Source organism: Micromonospora chalcea (assembly GCF_028768405.1).
Taxonomy (GTDB): domain Bacteria; phylum Actinomycetota; class Actinomycetes; order Mycobacteriales; family Micromonosporaceae; genus Micromonospora; species Micromonospora chalcea.
The window spans coordinates 6651291-6668244 of record NZ_CP118233.1 but is presented as its reverse complement, the minus strand read 5'-3'; the positions used below and the strand labels follow the sequence as shown (position 1 = coordinate 6668244).

At 69.1% G+C, this 16954-nt stretch carries 10 protein-coding genes; 4 read left to right on the top strand and 6 right to left on the bottom strand.

Annotated features, from left to right (window positions below; genetic code table 11):
* Window positions 1–69 precede the first annotated feature (69 nt).
* The 4 genes from PVK74_RS30230 (at window position 70) to PVK74_RS30215 (ending at window position 2998) form a co-directional block, all read left to right on the top strand.
* On the top strand, window positions 70–681 hold the full coding sequence (locus PVK74_RS30230) for a hypothetical protein (RefSeq protein ID WP_274477768.1): 612 nt from the start codon (window positions 70–72) through the stop codon (window positions 679–681).
* Window positions 682–722: 41 nt separating this feature from the next.
* Complete coding sequence (locus PVK74_RS30225) at window positions 723–1718, top strand: HAD domain-containing protein (protein WP_233607748.1); 996 nt, start codon at window positions 723–725, stop codon at window positions 1716–1718.
* The gene (locus PVK74_RS30220; protein WP_274477767.1) at window positions 1711–2172 is read left to right on the top strand and encodes a DUF4262 domain-containing protein; all 462 of its coding nucleotides are present in this window, start codon (window positions 1711–1713) and stop codon (window positions 2170–2172) included. Before PVK74_RS30225 ends, PVK74_RS30220 begins: the two co-directional genes overlap by 8 nt.
* Before the next feature lie 220 nt (window positions 2173–2392).
* Window positions 2393–2998, top strand: coding sequence for a hypothetical protein (locus PVK74_RS30215; RefSeq protein ID WP_141707687.1), 606 nt, complete (start codon window positions 2393–2395; stop codon window positions 2996–2998).
* 498 nt (window positions 2999–3496) lie between these two features.
* Here the strand turns inward: PVK74_RS30215 and PVK74_RS30210 are convergent, their stop codons facing one another.
* The 6 genes from PVK74_RS30210 to PVK74_RS30185 all read right to left on the bottom strand — a co-directional run bounded on the left by PVK74_RS30210 (window position 3497) and on the right by PVK74_RS30185 (window position 16925).
* Complete coding sequence (locus tag PVK74_RS30210) at window positions 3497–4246, bottom strand: hypothetical protein (protein WP_069089466.1); 750 nt, start codon at window positions 4244–4246, stop codon at window positions 3497–3499.
* A gap of 157 nt (window positions 4247–4403) precedes the next feature.
* Window positions 4404–5336: a DUF2637 domain-containing protein gene (locus PVK74_RS30205; RefSeq protein WP_420800540.1), complete on the bottom strand. Its 933-nt coding sequence runs from the start codon at window positions 5334–5336 to the stop codon at window positions 4404–4406.
* 101 nt (window positions 5337–5437) lie between these two features.
* A complete protein-coding gene (locus tag PVK74_RS30200; protein WP_209960625.1) occupies window positions 5438–8491 on the bottom strand; it encodes a BTAD domain-containing putative transcriptional regulator in 3054 nt (1017 codons plus the stop codon).
* A gap of 732 nt (window positions 8492–9223) precedes the next feature.
* On the bottom strand, window positions 9224–12451 hold the full coding sequence (locus PVK74_RS30195) for an RHS repeat-associated core domain-containing protein (protein WP_233607721.1): 3228 nt from the start codon (window positions 12449–12451) through the stop codon (window positions 9224–9226).
* Between the two features lie 639 nt (window positions 12452–13090).
* Entirely contained in the window at window positions 13091–15037 is a 1947-nt protein-coding gene (locus PVK74_RS30190; RefSeq protein WP_274477766.1) for an AfsR/SARP family transcriptional regulator, read from the bottom strand.
* A 46-nt stretch (window positions 15038–15083) separates the two neighbouring features.
* Window positions 15084–16925 (bottom strand): Hsp70 family protein, encoded by a 1842-nt coding sequence (locus PVK74_RS30185; RefSeq protein ID WP_274477765.1) that lies wholly within the window; start codon window positions 16923–16925, stop codon window positions 15084–15086.
* Window positions 16926–16954 lie beyond the last annotated feature (29 nt).

Here is a 16954-nt window from a genome sequence, read left to right as displayed (position 1 = left end):
CATGCATCGCGCCCCGACCGATCCAGATCCCGGGGCGCGGCTACGACGCTGCCCGACAAGGAGTTCCTCATGCGTTACGGCACCGACGACGAACACCCCTTCGACACCGACAACCGCGCCTGGCGGCGCCTGCGCGACGTCACCAGCGAACACTTCGACGCCATCACCTGGAACCGGGACCCGGACGGACGGCCGGTCCTGCTCACCCTGCGCGACATGCGCACCGGCGACACTGTCACCCTCGCCGTCCTCGACTCCCTGGAGATCCGCGACCCGCACGCGCTGATCGCCGTCCACACCAGCGGCGACCTCGACGCCCACGGCCCCACCAGCGGCGCCGACGCAGCCCACTCCCACGCCGCCACGCTCGCGCTCGACAGCACCACGCTCGCCGTGACCAGGCCCGTACCGCTGCACGACCCCGCCATCACGGATCTCCCCGCCACCGGCTGGGTGGACCTCCCGGCCGACCTCGCCCACGTTCTCCGGCCGGCGCTCGACGACGCCCGCACCGCCGTTCTCGTGCTGCTCGACCGCACCGACGGCAGGCTCGCCGCCGTCGGCCCGTTCCCCACCCACGCCGCCGCCGACACGTGGCAACCCGCCGACCGGCCCGGCCGCACCGCCGACCGGCTCACCGTGCCCCTGCACCCGATCCTCAGCGAGCAGGCCCAGCCGTGACCACCACCCGACTACCGGCACAGCCCGCCTCATCCCCTGTCGTGGCCATCGACGTCGACGGCGTCCTCAACCCCGCCGACCCCGGCCGCGCCGAGACACTCGGCTACCGGCCGCACCGCTACGACGGGCCCGCCCCCGACGGCCGGCACGTCACCGGCACCGTCTGGCTGAACCCCGACCACGGGCCCTGGCTGCGGGAACTCGCCGAGCACGCTCAACCGGTGTGGTGCACCAGCTGGAACCACCTCGCCGCCGCATGGATCGCGCCACGGCTGGGCCTGCCGACCACCTGGCCGCACGTCCCCGTTCACGCCGGCGGGGTCCGCTTCGGACACCAGAACAAACTCAGCCCCCTGTACGCCTGGGTCGCGCGGCGGCCACTCGCCGTCCTCGACGACGAGTTCGGCGGCAAGGACCCCACCACCGCCGACCATCGCACCGCCGACGGCGCACCCACCCTGCTCCACCCGGTCGACCCGTACGACGGGCTGCGCCGCGCGGACATCGACACGGTGCTGACCTGGCTGCGCCGGCTCAAAACCACGCCGCACCAGCACCACAGAACTCCGATCACCCGGACTCACGGGTCCCGCATCCCACGCCAAGCGGGCCCGTGCCGCAACGACAAGGAGCTGACGATGGACAACACGTTCGACGCCGCCGACGAACCGGACGTCGACCGGCCACCCCGACTCAGCGTCGGCGACCCGGAACTGCGCAAGACCCGCCGGCTCGCCCGCGAATGCGACACCTGCATCTTCAAGCCCGGCAACCCAATGCACCTCACCCCCGGCCGGCTCCAGCAAATGGTGACCGAAGCCCGCGGCGACGCGGGATACATCATCTGCCACTCGACGCTGCCCTACGCCGGCAGCCCGATCCCGCCCGCGCTCTGCCGCGGCTTCGCCGACCGCTACCGCACCTGGCAACTCCAGGTCATGGAACACCTCTGGGGCTTCGTCGACGTCGAGCCACCCCACCCAGACACAGACCCCGCCCCCAGCGCCGAATGCCCAGGAGACACCGACCATGCGTGACATCAACGAGCTCCTCCGGCGTCAAGAACGGATCATCGACACCATCGGCTGGGCCGTCACGTACGTCCTGCCCACCGACGACGGCACCGTCACCACCGCCCCATTCGCCTACACCGTCGGGCTCACCGCCCACGGCCACCCCGAACTGATCACCGCAGGGCTGCCACCCGAGGTCGCCCACAGTCTGTTCAACGACCTGGCTCGCCGGGTCTACGACACCGCCGAACGGTTCACCCACGGACAACGCCTCAGCGACGTCATCGCCGGCTACGACGCGATCATCATCGACGGGCCGCCGACCGACGAACTGTTGCCCGGGTTGGCGATCAGCCGCTACGGCCGCGACCAGGTCCGCCTCCAGCAGATGGTGTGGCCGGACCAGCAGGGCCGATTCCCCTGGGACGACGGGTACCGCTTCGCCCCGCGGACACAGCCGCTGATCGGCCGGCTGTAGCCGGACACCCGACCTCCGTCGTCCGCGATCGGCGCCGCCGTGGTGGTCAGCCAACCGTATGAGTCGCTGCGGTCCAGCGCGTGCTCATCGCCGCCATCATGTAGCTACGAGGACCGACAAAATCTAGTACCCCAACGTCACTGGCTTCGACGTTGGGGATGGCGTGGCATGATCACGCGGTAAACCGTACGCCCTAGTTGTGACACAAGGATGTGGCCGCATGGCGGGGACAGGTCAGGCGGGCAGCGGACGGCGTGCGGCGGCTGCGGGCATGCTGGCCTTCGCGGTTCTCATGATGGCCGGCGGCTGTGCGAGGGCCGCAGAGACGGTGGAACGGGAGTCGGCGCCACGTTCAACCTCGCCGTCTCCGAGTGCGGCGATGCGTGTGGTGCAGCCGGAAACGTTGACCGGCATCCCCGAGTCAGCAAGCCGCAGGTTGCGCGAGCAGGCCCAGCAGAACACCGACAACCTCAAGCAGTTCCTCGACGGCGAGGCGACCAGCGAAGTCGGCTCCGTCTATGCCCTTCGCGATTCCAGTGTCACCTACCTTCTCAGTGCAGTGTCCGGCAAGGTAACTGATCCCAAGGCAAGCCTGGACAAGAGTTTCGCCGATCTGCCGAAACTGGCTGGTGTCAAGCCCAGCCGACCGGGGCCGATGGGCGGCGAGGCTCGCTGCGGCTCGGGCGAGACCGAGGGGGTTCCGGTAACCGTTTGTATGTGGGCAGACAACGACACCATCGGTATGGTCGCTGTCCTCGGCATGCCGGGTGTCTCGCCGAGCCTCTTCGTGCGGGTACGCTCCCAGGTCCAGCGGGCGGTCGCCTAGCTCTCCTAGTAGTCCAACGTCATTTGATCTTCCGGTCGGCGGCATGACCGAGTTTGCGCTGGTAGTGGGACCGGTGGCGCGGGCTTGGGATGTTCGTCGCCAGATCGACCAGTGCAGGGTGTGCGCTGGCTGGAGTGGTGCGGCGAGGACGAAGGCGTTGAGGAGTCGGCGGATCTCGGCGACGGTCAACGCCGCTGCATCGCCTGTGGACCAGCGTGACCCGCCCGTTCAGCAAACGCCCAGCAGGTCTTGCGTTCCACGCCCGACAGCAGTCCTTCCACGAAGTGCCCGGCGGTCCGACAGGGCTCCGCCCGCACGACCGGTCAGCGACACGCGTCACCGCCTCGTCGAGGATGACCGCCATCCGGCGGGGTCTACGCTGTGGCACGCGGCCACCGCACGATCTTCGGTTGCCCTCACAAGCCATCGATGATCAACGCGGTGGCCGTCGTCATGCCCGCACCAAGCCCAACGCCGAAGCCGAGTGACGTTGGAGTACTAGCCGGACCATCTGGCGGTGATGGCCTCTTCAACACGGAAGCGCTCGCCGCAGGCCGGGCAGTCCGCTCGGCCAAACACGTAGGTCAGCTTCTCGGCGACGTCGGGATGGTGGTCGGCGATCGCCCGATCGTGCAGGCGTTTTCCGACACTCGTCAAGGCGGCAGGGTCAGCGGGCAGCAGTGGCAGCCGCTTGGAGCCGGAGTCGTGCATGTACATGCTGTCCAGCGTGGTAAACGTTCCGTACTGGCCGAACGCGACGAAGATTTCTTCATCGCATCGCGGGCACGCCACCTCGTATTCCTCGTTGTTCAGTCCGTCGAGGTGTCTGCCCCAGACCTCGGCGCCTTCGAACGCCAGCAGCGCCTGCAACATATAGACGTAGGTGCTGGGGTCGTCATCGGAGCCGGAGCTTTGGAGCGTTTCCTCGGTCAGCGCTCTCAGTCGAGCGATTTCGCAGGAATAGGTGACGTGCGGGTCGAGATCCCCGTAGGGCTGATCCACGCTGGACACGATGTCAGCCGCCAGCGCCAGCGGCATCGTCCGCTGCGCGGGCGACCAGCGGCCCGCGATCTCCGTCAGGACTGACAATGCCGGGAAGCTTGCCGGGTATACCGTGCCCTGATGGCACAGCCGGGACCACAGTTCGCCCCAGACCGGGCTGCGCGGGTCCGGTTCAGCCCTCGCCAACAGACCCGGGACGTCATCTGCCACGCCGTAGGCATGCCTGAGCTGGGACCAGTCCGTCATGCCGGTGATCTAAGCAAGTCCCCACCGCGCCCGCACCACCAGAACCTGCCTGACTCCCCCATGACAAGATCGACAGGATATTGCATGGGGCTCCCTGGCACGCCTTCCACAGGCTCCGTCGGCACCTCCTCAAGGAGGGGACAGACACCAAGAGTCTCTACAAGATCGAGGGCGGGTCAGGGTTAGGACGCCCGGGGACGGTCGGTTGCGGGCCGTGGTGGTGGGCGTTAGCCCGCTGCAGTTTGGCCGGCGGCCAGTACCGGCGCACGGTGCGCTCGGATCTGCCGATCCGCTCGGCGATCTGCGCGGGATGCATCGACGGATCCCGCTGATACCAGTACGCGACGGCCGCCGGAGTAGCCGCGGCGACCTGGGCGGCGTTTCCGTGGTCGGAGGGGATCGTTGCTGGGGTCTTCGCGTCGCGGGTTGGCGTCCTGCCGGCGCGATCGCCGGCAGGACGGGACGGCTCGGAATCGCCACGGACGTCGTCGCGGTCGGGCTGAGCCGGGCGGTCTGGTGACCCATCGCCTTGCGTGCTCGCGGCCTGTCCTCGCGATGGAACCGGGGTAGACACGGCGCCCGGCGACGCAGAGGTGGCCATTGGTTTGGTCTCGGTGACCGTTTCGGTGAGGCGGGGCGTTCGCCGCCTGGTGGTCCGGTCGGCGCTGGTCCTCGGGGTGTGGTGTCCTGGCCGGTCCTGAGGGGCCGCTGGTTGCTGCGGAGACGTGGGCTGCCCGGTGCCGGCGCGGATCCTTCCGGTGATCTCCACGAGGCTGATGCTGGCCACGACGACAAGGCCGTCCACGGAGATCGGCAGCAGGTAGGAGGCGCCGGCGTCGATCTCGCCATAGCGGGCGGCGACACCGACCATGTGCCAGTAGCTGACCCAGCCGGCGATGCCGGCGATCGCCGCGGTGGCCAGCAGCCGCAGGGCGGCCAGGGACCTGCGGTGGCTGGGCACCCGGGAGATCAATTCCACGGTGAGCAGCAGCGCCAGCGGCGGCCAGGCGGCGATCAGCTGGCTGATGAGGTTCGGCCGGGCGTGCAGCACGTTCGCCGCGATCGACGCGGCGACACCGAGAGTGAGCACGGCACGCACCGCCCACCGCAGCGGCCGTAGACCGACCAACTGATCCCGACTGGCCGCGTTCGGACGGTCACGGTGCGAGGACGGCGAGGTGGAGATGCCGGTCATGCAGTCGCTCCGTCCTCGTCGCGGGAATGACGCTGCGCCTGCGGGCGGGGCCGGGGGCGCTGCTGGGCGGCGATGAGCTCGTGGGCCAGGGCGAGGGTGTCTTCGTGGGGTTCGGCGTCGATCTCTGCGAGAGCCCGCGTCAGTGCTCGGCGCAGGGAGCGGATCGCGTCTGCCTGGCCGAGGGCGGCGCGGGCGCGCATGGCGTGCTGGTAGAGCTCCTCGGTGTAAGGGCTGTGGCGGATCGCCTCGTCGAGCACTGAAAGCTGGCGGGCGGGATGGTCGGCGAGAGCGTCGGCGAGCGCGAGGTAGGTGTCGAGGGCTTGCTGCCGTACGGCCTCGCGGTAGGGCTCGATCCATTCGTAGTCGACGCCGTCGGCGAGGTGCCCGCGGTAGGTGTCGACGGCGCGCCGTAACGCGGCGACCCGCGCTTGCGGGTCGGTGGCGCGTTCGGCGTGGCGGATCGCCGCGCGCATCCGCCACAGGTCCACATCGACGAGGGCGGGGTTGAGCGTGTAGCGGTTCTGGGGATGGGTGAGGTAGTCGCCTGGGCCGGCCGTATGCCGCATGACGGCGCGGAGGTTCGACACGTAGGTATACAGCCGGCCTGGCGCCTTACTGGTCGGGGCGTCGGGCAGCAGGTCATCCAGAATGGCGTCCACGGTCGCTTCGCCGTCGTGGACTGCCAGGTACACGAGTAGCTCGAGGGCCTTGGCGCGCAGCGGCGGATGGGACGCGGCGTCGGTGATGCTGGGCCAGCCGAGCACCGACACCTGCACGCGGCGGGGCTGCCGCTGCTCGCCGTCCACGGCGGGGGGCACATTTGTCTGCTCTGCGGAGGGTGCGGTGTCGTGACCACCGGCGTCGACCGCGGCGTGCGTATCGGCGATCGGATCGGGCCGGGTGTCGATGATGCCGGTCGACCTGTCCGATGCCTGGGGATGTGCGGTGGCCGGGTCGCGGCCGGTGGCCTCGACGGGGGTGGGTGACGTGCTGGCAGTCGTCGGGGTGGGCGTCGCGGCCGGTCGCGGCCTCTCGGCCGGGGCGCTGCGGCCGGCTTCGGTCGAGTTCGCGGTGGCCGGTTGCCGGTCGTCTGGCTGCGGCGCGGCGTCGATGGGGGCCGGTGGTTGGCCGGTATGTGATTCGGCGAGGACGCGGAACAGGGCGAGGGTGTCGGCCGAGGTGAGCACGGCCAGACGCTCCACTGGGACGCGGTGATCACTCTGGTCGGTGCGGGCGTCGGCGAGGGCTGTGGTGCCGTCAGCGGCGACGCCGACGGTGTCACCGTCGGGCCATGCGCCGAGCAGCACCCCGTGGATGTCCAGGCGTGTGCCTTGGGTAAGCAGCGCGGCGATGCGGGTGTCCTGCCGGGCTGCGGTGGCGTGGGTCAGCAGCAGCACCGGCGGCAGCGGCTCCCCCGCGGAATCGAGCGTCCGCAGGTCGGCCACCGTGTCAGCGCCGCGGGTGTCGACGAGACGGCTGCGGTGCAGGATCTGCGCTTCGATGAGGTCGAGGGCCTGCTCGACGGTGGCGGTGACCGTCAGACGCGGGGTGTGGGGCAGGGTCGCGGTGTCCGTGTCGAGGAGGGTCGTCGCGGTTGCCGCTGGCATCACCACCTGGGTGCGTTCGTGTAGGGCGTCGAGGCCGCCGGCAGCGAGCGCGGCGGTCAGGAAACCGCGGGCAGCGGCGTCGGCGCCCGGGCCGATGAGCCCGAGACCTGCGGACGGCCAGGCCTCGGCCAGCGGGTGCGCCAGGGACGGCACCGCCGGGCGCGGCACAGGTGTCGGGCCGACATCGGTTTCGGTTTCACCGTTGACGCCGGACGCGTCTGGTCCGGTGTTTCCGTCGCCAAGGCCCGGGGGCGAGTCGATGTGGCGCCGTTGGTGGCCGGTGGTGGGGGGTGTGGCGGTGCGTGGTGCGACGCCGCGAAGCCGTCGGCGGATCTGCATGACCACCGTCGGCATCGGGGTCGTGTCGGGGCCCTCGACGTGGGTGGTCGAGGGCGGGCGCGGGGTGTAGCGGCGACGCCGGTGCGCCCAGACCAGCGCGGCTGCTGCGGTGATCGCCGCAGCCAGGCCGATGTCCACCCAGCTGCCGCCCGGCACGTCGATGCCCGGGGACCGGTTAGGTGTGGGCAGCGGAGCGCGTGCCGGTGGCTGCGAGTCGCCGCGGGAGGGTGGAGTCACACCGGCGGTGCCCGGCGCGCTCGCGGTGGCCTTGGGGTCTGCCGGGGGTGGTTCTGTCGCGGGTGCTGTCGGGCCTGCCGTGGTGGTGGTCGTGGGTGTCGGTGTTGCGGCCGAGGAGTCATGTTTCGTGGGTGGCGCGGGGGTGTCCGGGCGTTCGGGTTCGGTGTGGGGCTGCTGATCTTGGCCGCGCGGCGGAGTCTGGTCACTCCTGTGGGTGGCGTCGGCCGGTAGGCGGAGAACCCAGCCCGGGTAGATGAGGTCGGGGTTGCGCAGGGTGCCGCCGACGTGGGGAAAGCGGGCGCCCCGGTTGAGGGCGAAGATTTCCGGCCACCGGTCGGCGTCGCCGAGGGTGCGGGCAGCGATCTCGCACAGGCTGTCGCCGCGGCGCACCGTGTAGGTGGGCGGCGGCGCGGCCGGCTGGTGGCTCGCAGCGGGGCGGTGGGAGGCGGGTGAGGCGGTCGACTGTCCGGCCGCGGCTGGTTCATCGGACGTGGTGCTCGCGGGAGTGGCGTGTGCGACCGCGCCGGTAGCGGTGGTGACGGCGGTCGCGCCGAGCAGCGCCGCGGTGAGGCCCCGGACCGGACCGGGAAAGCATAGAGCGGGTACCCGGCGCAGCCGGCGAGCCAGCGACGCGTACGTATGGGCAAGGACGGCAGTGGCCAGCAGCAGCCAGAGCGTCACAGCCCCGGCTGCGGCGAGGACGGCGACGACACCGCTGCTCATCGGGTCGGCTATCCACAGCCGCATAGTGGTCGGCGCTGGCAGGTGCGGAGTCCAGCCGCTACGCATCACCAGGACGACCGCGATGGCGGCGGTGGACAAGACGCTGGTGACGACTGCAGCGGCGAGAGCTCCTGACGATTTCACCTGCCTCCTCCTGCTCGCCCGTCCACACCAGCAGGGCTACTGGTGGGGGGCGATGCAGTGACGCTATGAACCCAGTACGGCGTGGTGGGGTTATCGGTAGCTGACGGCACCTCACGGCGCCTTACACGACCTCACAACAGCAAGTCAGCGAGCATCGGCGGATACTGGGCGGGTCAACTACGCCCCTGCGTTAGCGCTCATCAGGCTGGTCCGCGACCTGGCCGGTGCCGACGATCCGGCCCAGGAGAACGGATGATTGTCGAGGCACGACTACCGGCGCGACACCCCAGAGTCCTCTGCATAGTCGGCGGTGGACGATGGGTCGAACCGACCGGTTCGACCCATCGTCCACCTGCCGTACCTGAGGAGATCTGCTCAGTCACGTACTACGAAATGCACCAGGTATAATCGCGCTGCCGGAATCCGGTTGGGGTAGTAATTACGGCCGCTACCCTGAACGGGATACCGAGCATCTACTCGGTCCCAGGACTGCAAACCGCGACTGCCCCGGAGCGCACGCTACTGGCTATCGTGGCGAACGCCACGCTTCTTGCTCTCGCGGATGACCGTTGCGATGATCACGATAACTGCGACAGGGGCAAGGGTAAGGAGCGCTTCCCCAAAGCCTCCATCGCTGAACATAGACCACGTCGCAGCTGCTACGAGCCAGAGAGCAATTGATATCAGTGCCGCTAGAGTTACTTGCTTCATCTAGTAGCCTCTTTCTGTATTTCAGTAGCCATCCGCCTCAGCACCGCTCTCCACGTACGCGGTAGTAGCGTAACCCAGTGTGGCGCAACCGGCATTTGCAAGAAGACCAACGCCTCCCGTCGCCATGGTGACGATCATCGTGCATGAGCCATACATGGCCCCACCTGCCACCGCGCCGAAGAACTTTGCCCATGCACCCTGCCCGGTGAGATCGATGTAGTTGATGGGATCGCCGTTCACATAGGCGTACCGATTGCCTTCACGAGGGTTGCCGATGAAGCTGAGGCTGTCCTGCTGGGTGAAGCGGCCCTGCTGCGGGTTGTACCAGCGCTGGCCGAGTTTGGTGAATCCGGTGCTCTGGTCGTAGGTGCCACCGGTGTAGCGGATGATGTTGCTGGCGCCGAGGTTGTACTCGTCGGTAGTGGTGGCGTTGCCGTAGGGGTCGTATTTGTAGGTGGCGGCGAGGGTGCCGTTGGCCTTGACCGCGGCGACGGGGGTACCGAGGCCGTCGAGAACGAAGGCGGTGTCGGTGCCGTTGATCCGCAGGCCCAGCGGGGTGCCGAGGCCGTCACGTTCGACGTAGACGGTGGTGCCGCCGGCGCTCCAGGACTGGAGCCACGGCATGCCGTGCTGGTCCTCGTAGCCGTACTGCATGGTGGTGGTCCCGGCGCGGGTCAGTTCAACCTGGTCGGTGCCGGCGTAGGCGTAGGTGCCGGAGTTCGCGCCGGTCATCTGGTTCGCGCTGTTGTAAGTCATGGGGTTGACCGACGGGTTGCTGGCGCGGGTCTGGTTGCCGCGGTTGTCGTAGGTGTTGTTCGTGGTGGTGATCTGGTTGGCGGTGTTGAACGTCAAGGTCTGGGCAGTGGTGCCGTCGACCTTGACGGTCTCGCGGTTGCCGTTCTTGCTGTAGGTGTAGTCGTAGGTCTTGCCGTTGTAGTTGGTGGCCTTGGTCAGCCGGTTGGCCTTGTCGTAGGTGAACTGGCTGATCGCGCCGGAGGTTTCGTCCTTCTGCCACTGCCGCAGCCCGGTGTCGTCGCCGGTGGCGGTGGAGCAGGGCTGCCCGGAGGTGTACTTGGCGTAGCAGTAGGTCACGTCGAACACCGTCGCGGGACCGGCGGAGTTGCGGGTGGCCGTGATGCGGGTGGGCCGGTCCGACTTGTCGTAGACCGTCTTGACGCGCAGCGCGTAGACGCTGTTGTCGGTGTTGGCAGCGAACCAGGTGTTGGTGCGGTTGCCGTCGTTGTCGTAGGAGTAGTTGTAGCGGGTGCCGCTGGCGGTGTCGGTGCGGACCAGCCAGTTGCGGGTGTTGTAGTAGTGCTTCGTGGTGCCGCGGCCGTCGGTGATCGCGGTGAGGTTCCCGGCGAGGTCATGGTCATAGACGAACGTGGCGGTGCCGGGGTTGGTGCGGCGGTGTAGCCGGTTGAGGTTGTCCCACTCCCAGGTGGTGGTGCCGGTGGAGTCGGTGCGGCTGATCAGGTTGCCGACGCGCCCGTACTGGTAGGTGACGGGGGTGAGGGTGCCGCAGCCGGAGTAGCTGGTCTTCTCGAGCCGGTCGTCCTTGGTCCAGTCGTATGTGATGGTGCAGCCGCCCTGAGCGACGGTGCGGACGCGGCCGAGGACGTCGTAGGTGAACGTCTTGACGGCCAGGCCGTTGCCGGTGGGCGGGGTCAGGGTCGTGATCTGCTTGTCGCTGTCGTAGGCGTAGGTCGTCGGGTTGCCGGTGTTCGCCGGGTCCGTGGAGGTCTTCACCGTGCCGTCGCTGTTGTAGTCGACCTCGGCTTTGGCGGCGAGGGCGTCGGCGGTGGAGGTGCGGTTACCGGCGCCGTTGTAGGTGTAGGTCGACGAGTTGCCCTGAGTGTCGATCGACGAGGACGGCTGGAAGTTCGCCGTCGGGTTCGTCGAGGTCGACGCGTTCGCGTACGCCGCGGATGCGCTGGCGCCGGACGGTGAGGCTGACTTGGTCAGCGATTGACCGGCGTTGGCGCCGTAGGTGTTGGTGACCGTGCTGCCCTCGGGGCTGACGGTGGTGGCCACGTCCTGCCACGGCGTGTACGTCTGGGAGCGCTCGTTGCCGGCCGGGTCGGTGGCCTTGGTAACCCGCTTGTCGCTGTTCAGGTCATACGTGGTGTGCGGCACCGACGCGACCGGCTGCGACAGGTCCTGGCGGGGGTCGGCCATCTTCGTCTGCGACGACGTGGGATAGGCGAACCTGGTGGTCGCACCCTGGCCGGTGGTGGTGTCGGTGACCTGCGTGAACGAGGTGACCCGGTGCTGCCCGTCGTAGGTGACGACGCTGTAGAGGTCGTCCTTGGACCAGATCTTCACCAGGTCACCGGCGGTGTTGTACTCGAACGCCCACTGCCGGGTCGCCCCCAGCAGGTCGATGGCCTGCAGCCGGTTGTTGGTGTCGTACTTGTAGGACACCTCCCGTACCACGTTGTAGGCGTCGCTCTGCTGGTACTTCGTCAACCGGCCACCGGCGAACGTGGCCGTGGCCGTGCGGGCGTACTGGCCGCCCCGGTCGGAGACGACCTTGGTCAGCTGCCCGCCGTTGTAGGAGTAGTCGGTGACGTTGTCGTTGCGGTCCTCGGTCTTGTCCAGCAGACCATCAGAGGTGAAGAACAACTCCTTGCCACTGTCGTTCTCGGTCAGCTTCCACCCGCTGCCGTTCTTGACCAGCTTGGCCTTGAACTCACCCGGCGTCGTGTAGGCCGACCCGGACCAAGCGAACTTGCCAACCACCCCGTCCGCGGCCGCGTAGGTGACCGACCCGTCGTCAGCCGGATACAACTTCACGTCCTGACCGCCGCGGGTCCGCCAACCCGGGCCGTGTGCACCAACCGAGAGGTCACTGCCCACCATGAGGCTATTGAACGACGCGCCCAGCGTCACGTTCCCGGCGATGCCCGGCAGCGTCAGGTCGGTGGTGTTCACCATCAGGTTCCCGGACCCGACGTTGACCTTCACCTCCATCCGATCAGCCAGCGAGAACGACACCTGCGTGCCGTTACGCACCGGCCCGGTACCCTTGGGCACCGACGGCGCCGCCCCCGCCGCCGCCCGAGTCACCGCACGCTGCGGCGAGTCGAACAACCACACCTTCGACGACGACCGCGGCGACACCTGCGGCGCCTCCCCGGCCTCCTGCGGCGCCGCAGGCGCGGCGGAGGACACAGCCGGCGGAACCGCCAGCACCGACGTGGCCAGCAGCGCGGACGCCACCCCCACAGCCACTCGACGTTGACCCATCAATACTCCTTCTTGACATGCACCCGACGGCCAATCCGCCAGGAGGCAGGCAGAACTCACCCCGCCACCGAATGATCAATCCATCAGGTGGCGTGGCAGTAAATCGGCACTTGCGAAGCGCAGGCACCGACCCGGAATTCGGCTATGCAGCGCGAAAAGATTGTTGGCCGATGCCTCACAAAGATCAGGCGAGGTGGCCCGCTCGCATTTCTGGCACGAGGCAGCAAGGGGTGCCAGCTCGCGGTCGATGCGACACATGGCCTCTGCGAGCAGCGGAAAGAGCAACCCCGGTGCAAGAAAAGCCCAGAGAAGAGCGCGACGATGGACGTCGTCAGCGCTAAGCGAGGTGGCGCGTCAGCCCGTCATCATGATTTACGTATCCCCCGTTGTTTTCAACGGTTGCCGTCAGACAACCGTTGCGCTGGAAACAAGCTATCCATTCACTTAGTCTCGGGTCAATAACAATTACAACTTGCTAGGGCGAAGGCCGCATACCGCACCAAAGTTGTGAAGTTCGTGACGGCACGTGACCATGGTGCGGTTGCCCGGGTGAGCAGATCCGTCCCATCTGCGGGGGCCAGCGGCTTGCCTCTTTGTCGTGCGACCTCGGCGTGCAGCGACCGGTGGACCTACCTCGGTCTAGCGAGCAGTGATCATGGGTTGGTCGAGGATGCCGGCGAGGCGCAGGCGTTGCCGGTGGGTGTGGAGAAGGTCGGCGGCTGCGGCGGAGTCGCCGAGGGCGTTTAGTTGATCGGCGGCGCGCTGATGGAGCTGCTGGTTGTAGGGGTCGATGCGGATCGCCGCTTGCAGCAGTCGCAGGCGTTCGTGCGGGTCGGTTTGTGCTTCCGCGGCGGTGGTGTGGGCATCGAGGACCAGGCGGCGAGTGGCCTCACGGGGTGGGTCGATCCACGGCCAGGTGTGGCCGGCGGCGAGGTCGCCCGTGTAGGCCTCCATCACGGCCTGCCAGCGGCCGGGTGCGTCAGTTGTGGCGGTGTGGTGGGCGGCAGCCTGCAGCCGCCACAGGTCCACATCGGTGCGTGGGTCGAGGTGGTAGCGGCCCTCAGTGTGGACAACCACTTGGTCAACGCTGGTGGCGCGGAGGGTCGAGCGGAGGTCGCTGAGGGTGGTGTACAGGCGGCCGGTGACGGTGTGGGCGGGTAGGCCGGGCCAGAGGGCGTGTACGAGTTGCGTGGTGGCGGCGCCGTCGGGGTGCACGGCGAGGAAGACGAGGATTTGCAGGGCGGCGCTGCGGCGGATGGTGACCTCTTTGCTGTCGATGAGCAACGCTGGACGGCCGAGCACCCGAAGCTGGACAGCGGTCGCTGCGGCTTCGGTGGGCCGCTGCGGTGTGGGCGGTGGGACTCGGGTGGCTTGGCGGGGGATCTTTGCCTGTGCAGGGTCGATCGGCCGGGCTGGTACGGACGCGACGGGTTCGGGTGCTGCGCTGGCGGGTTGGGCCAGGACGGCGAGCAGGTCCGCCGCGGCGACGCTGTCGAGGACACACATCCGTGGTCGAGGTTGCCCAGTCTGGTAATCGACGGTGTGGCCGTGGCGGTCGACGCGCCAAGCGGGTAGTGGTGCTGCGGCGTCGAGGGTGACGACACGGGCGCCCGGGAGGTTCGGCGGTGCTGGCGTTGCGGGTTCGGCGGTCAAGACCAGGCTGGGTATGCCGTGGTCGGCTGTGGTCGACGTGCTGGATGCAGGTAGTAGGGCGGCGGCCTGTTCGAGGGTGTCGATGACGTGCAGTCCGGGGATTGTGGCGGTGGTCTCGGCGACGCTGGGCAGGAGCTTGGCGAGGGTGTTGCTGGTGACGAGCACGGGTGTCGTGTCGGTGGGGTCGCGTAGCGCGGTGAGGAGCCGGGTGATGAGTAGACCTCGGGCGGCGTGGTCGGCCCCGTCGCCGGCGAGACGTATGCCGGCTGGGGGCAGCGGCGCCTGCATGGCGCCGGTGGTGGCTGCTGGTGGCGGTGGTTGGTCGGCGATGGCTGCTTGGACGGCGGTGACGGTGGTGGGTAGGGGTGTCAGCTGGGTGGCGTCGGTGTCGGGTTGGCCGGGTTGGTGGGCGCGACGGCGGCGTAGCCACACCAGGGCCGCTGCGGCGGCGATGTGGTGGGCGGTGTCGTCGGGTATCCAGCCGCCGGGCACGACCACCCCACCGCGCTCGGTTTGGGGCGTATCGGAGGGGTGCTGCAGTTCATCGGCGGTGACTGGTGTCGGTGGGTTCGGCGGCTGGGTAGTGGGGGTGTGGGCGGTGGTGAGGGCGGCGGCGCCGGCGATGCTGGTGGCGGCGGCCTGCCATGGGGTGGGTAGCGGCAGGTGGCGTACCCATCGGGCGCCGGCGCGCAGCCGGCGGGCGGCCGTCACGGTGACGGTGTAGGCCATGCCGAGCCACAGCAGCCAGGCCACGGTGATGAGCCCCGTGGTGAGGGTTGCCGGGGTCAGCGGGTCGGCGAGCCAATCGCGTAGTCGCGTGCTGGTCGGCCAGCCGGGCAGGTGCGCTCGGGTGAGGGTGGCCAGCAGCCACGGCGGTACCGCCAGGACGGCCAGCACGACGGTGGCGCCTGCGAGTCGCCGGGCCCCGTTCACCGCAGCTCCTCCCCCACGTGCATCGGCTGGTATCCGGTTGGTGGAGTCATTGCGGCGGCCGGTGGGGGTGGTGGGGACGCAGCAGGTGGGTCCACATCTGGCGCAGCCACCAGGTGGTCACGGCGATGGCGTAGATGGCGCCGAGGATGCCGGAGGCGGGCCAGGAGACCAGGGCGGCGGTGATGACGGCGAGGGGTGCGCTGAGGATCAGGCGCAGGATCGGCTGGGACACGACGGCCATGACGGTGCCGATGCCCAGGAGCAAGCCTCCGACTCGGCCGGCGAGGTCGATCCAGAGGATCAGGTGGGGCCACCGGTCGGCGGTCAGGCTGTATTGGATGAGCAGCATCCCGGCAGCGGCGGTGATCACGGAGCTGGTGGGGAAGGCGAGCAGTTTCGACCATCCGCCGGCCGGCGTGCGCCATTGCCGGGCGGCGATGAGGGCCATGACGGCGGCGGCGGTGATGGTCGGGGTGATGGGTAGCAGTGTCCAGCGCAGGAAGCCGTTGACGGGGTAGCCGACGTAGAGGCTTCCGACGACGGCGTACATGCCGCTGACGGCGACGCCGAGGGAGGCCGCGGCGAGGATTCCGGTTCCGGTGTGGATGCCGGGGCTGGTCGGGGTGGTGGTGCGGTTGGCGATGGTGGAGGCGAGGACGGTGCCGGCGCTGAGGCAGGCGATGACGGCGAAGACGGCGGCCATGGTCAGCTCGCCCCAGTTGAGGATCGCTTCGCGGTACATGAGGGAGCCGCGCCACTCAGGTGTGAGCAGGAACTGGGAGACCAGGGCGAGGGAGGCGAAGCCGGGGAGGGCGATCGCGGCGGCGCGCCGCACCGGCGGTAGAGGTTCTTCGGTCGTGGTGGGGTCGATGGTGTTGGTGGCGCCTGCGTCGGCGGCGCCTCGGGCGGCGGCCAGGGTGGGCTGGTCGACGAGGGTGGAAGTGATGCCGGCGTCGGTGAGGGTCTTCGCCAGCAGGGGTAGGCGGGCGGTGCCGCCGACGCAGTAGACGCCGGTGAGGTCGCGGGGTGTGAGTTCCGCGGCGGTGATCGCTTCGGTGGTGAGGTGGGCGATGCGGTGCAGGACGGGCTGGGCGGCTTGGTCGAGCAGGCCGGTGTGGAGCACCACGGCCGGCCCGTCGGGTAGTGGCACGGTGACGGCCGGATGGTCGGTCAGGGCGTGTTTGCCGGCGCGGAGGCTGGCGACCATGGCCCATCGTTGCCCGCCGGTGCCGGGTGGGCTGGTGGTGAGTGTGGTGGTGAGGGCGTCGTCGATGGCGGTGCCGCCGGCGGTCGGGTCGGCGAGGGTGGCGAGGACTTCGAAGCCTGCGGGGCCGCGGCGCAGGACGCTGACTTCGGCGGTGGCGCCGACGTCGCAGACGGCGATGTAGGCGCCGACGGGCAGCTGCAGGCCGGTGGCGAGCAGGTGCCCGGCGACGGCGGTCGGCGCGTCGATCAACTGTGGTGGTGGGAGGCCGGCGCGGTGCGCGGCGTGGCGCATCCAGGTGCGTCGTCGTGGGCCCCAGCCTGCCGGGACGACGAGCCGCACGTCGTCGATGCCGGTGCCGGCGAGCTGGTGGGCTTGCTCGGCGACGTGGCGCAGGGTCGCGGCGACCAGGTCGAGCGGGTCGACGTCGGTGTCGGCGACGGTGAGTCGCTGCTCGGAGGGTTGGCGGGGGTGCGGGATGAACCGGTGCGGTGTGACCGGTGCGGCCCGCCAGGCGTGGTGGCCGGTCACGGTGGTGCCGTCCTCGCTGAGGAGGACGGCGCTGGGCAGGGCGGGTTCGCCGTCGAAGAGCAGCGGCGTCCAGGTGCCGTCCGGCCATGCCAGTACGGCGGTGGTGTCGGCGCTGCCGTAGTCGATCGCCAGCCTCGCCTGCCCCGATCGCATGGATGTCAGTCAAACATGAAGATCTCATT

What these genes read in the sequence shown, in the direction of transcription:
- PVK74_RS30230 (WP_274477768.1), top strand. Translation starts at nt 70, where the DNA reads ATGCGTTACGGCACCGACGACGAACACCCCTTCGACACCGACAACCGC.
- PVK74_RS30220 (WP_274477767.1), top strand. Translation starts at nt 1,711, where the DNA reads ATGCGTGACATCAACGAGCTCCTCCGGCGTCAAGAACGGATCATCGAC.
- PVK74_RS30215 (WP_141707687.1), top strand. Translation starts at nt 2,393, where the DNA reads ATGGCGGGGACAGGTCAGGCGGGCAGCGGACGGCGTGCGGCGGCTGCG.
- PVK74_RS30210 (WP_069089466.1), bottom strand. Translation starts at nt 4,246, where the DNA reads ATGACGGACTGGTCCCAGCTCAGGCATGCCTACGGCGTGGCAGATGAC.
- PVK74_RS30195 (WP_233607721.1), bottom strand. Translation starts at nt 12,451, where the DNA reads ATGGGTCAACGTCGAGTGGCTGTGGGGGTGGCGTCCGCGCTGCTGGCC.
- PVK74_RS30185 (WP_274477765.1), bottom strand. Translation starts at nt 16,925, where the DNA reads ATGCGATCGGGGCAGGCGAGGCTGGCGATCGACTACGGCAGCGCCGAC.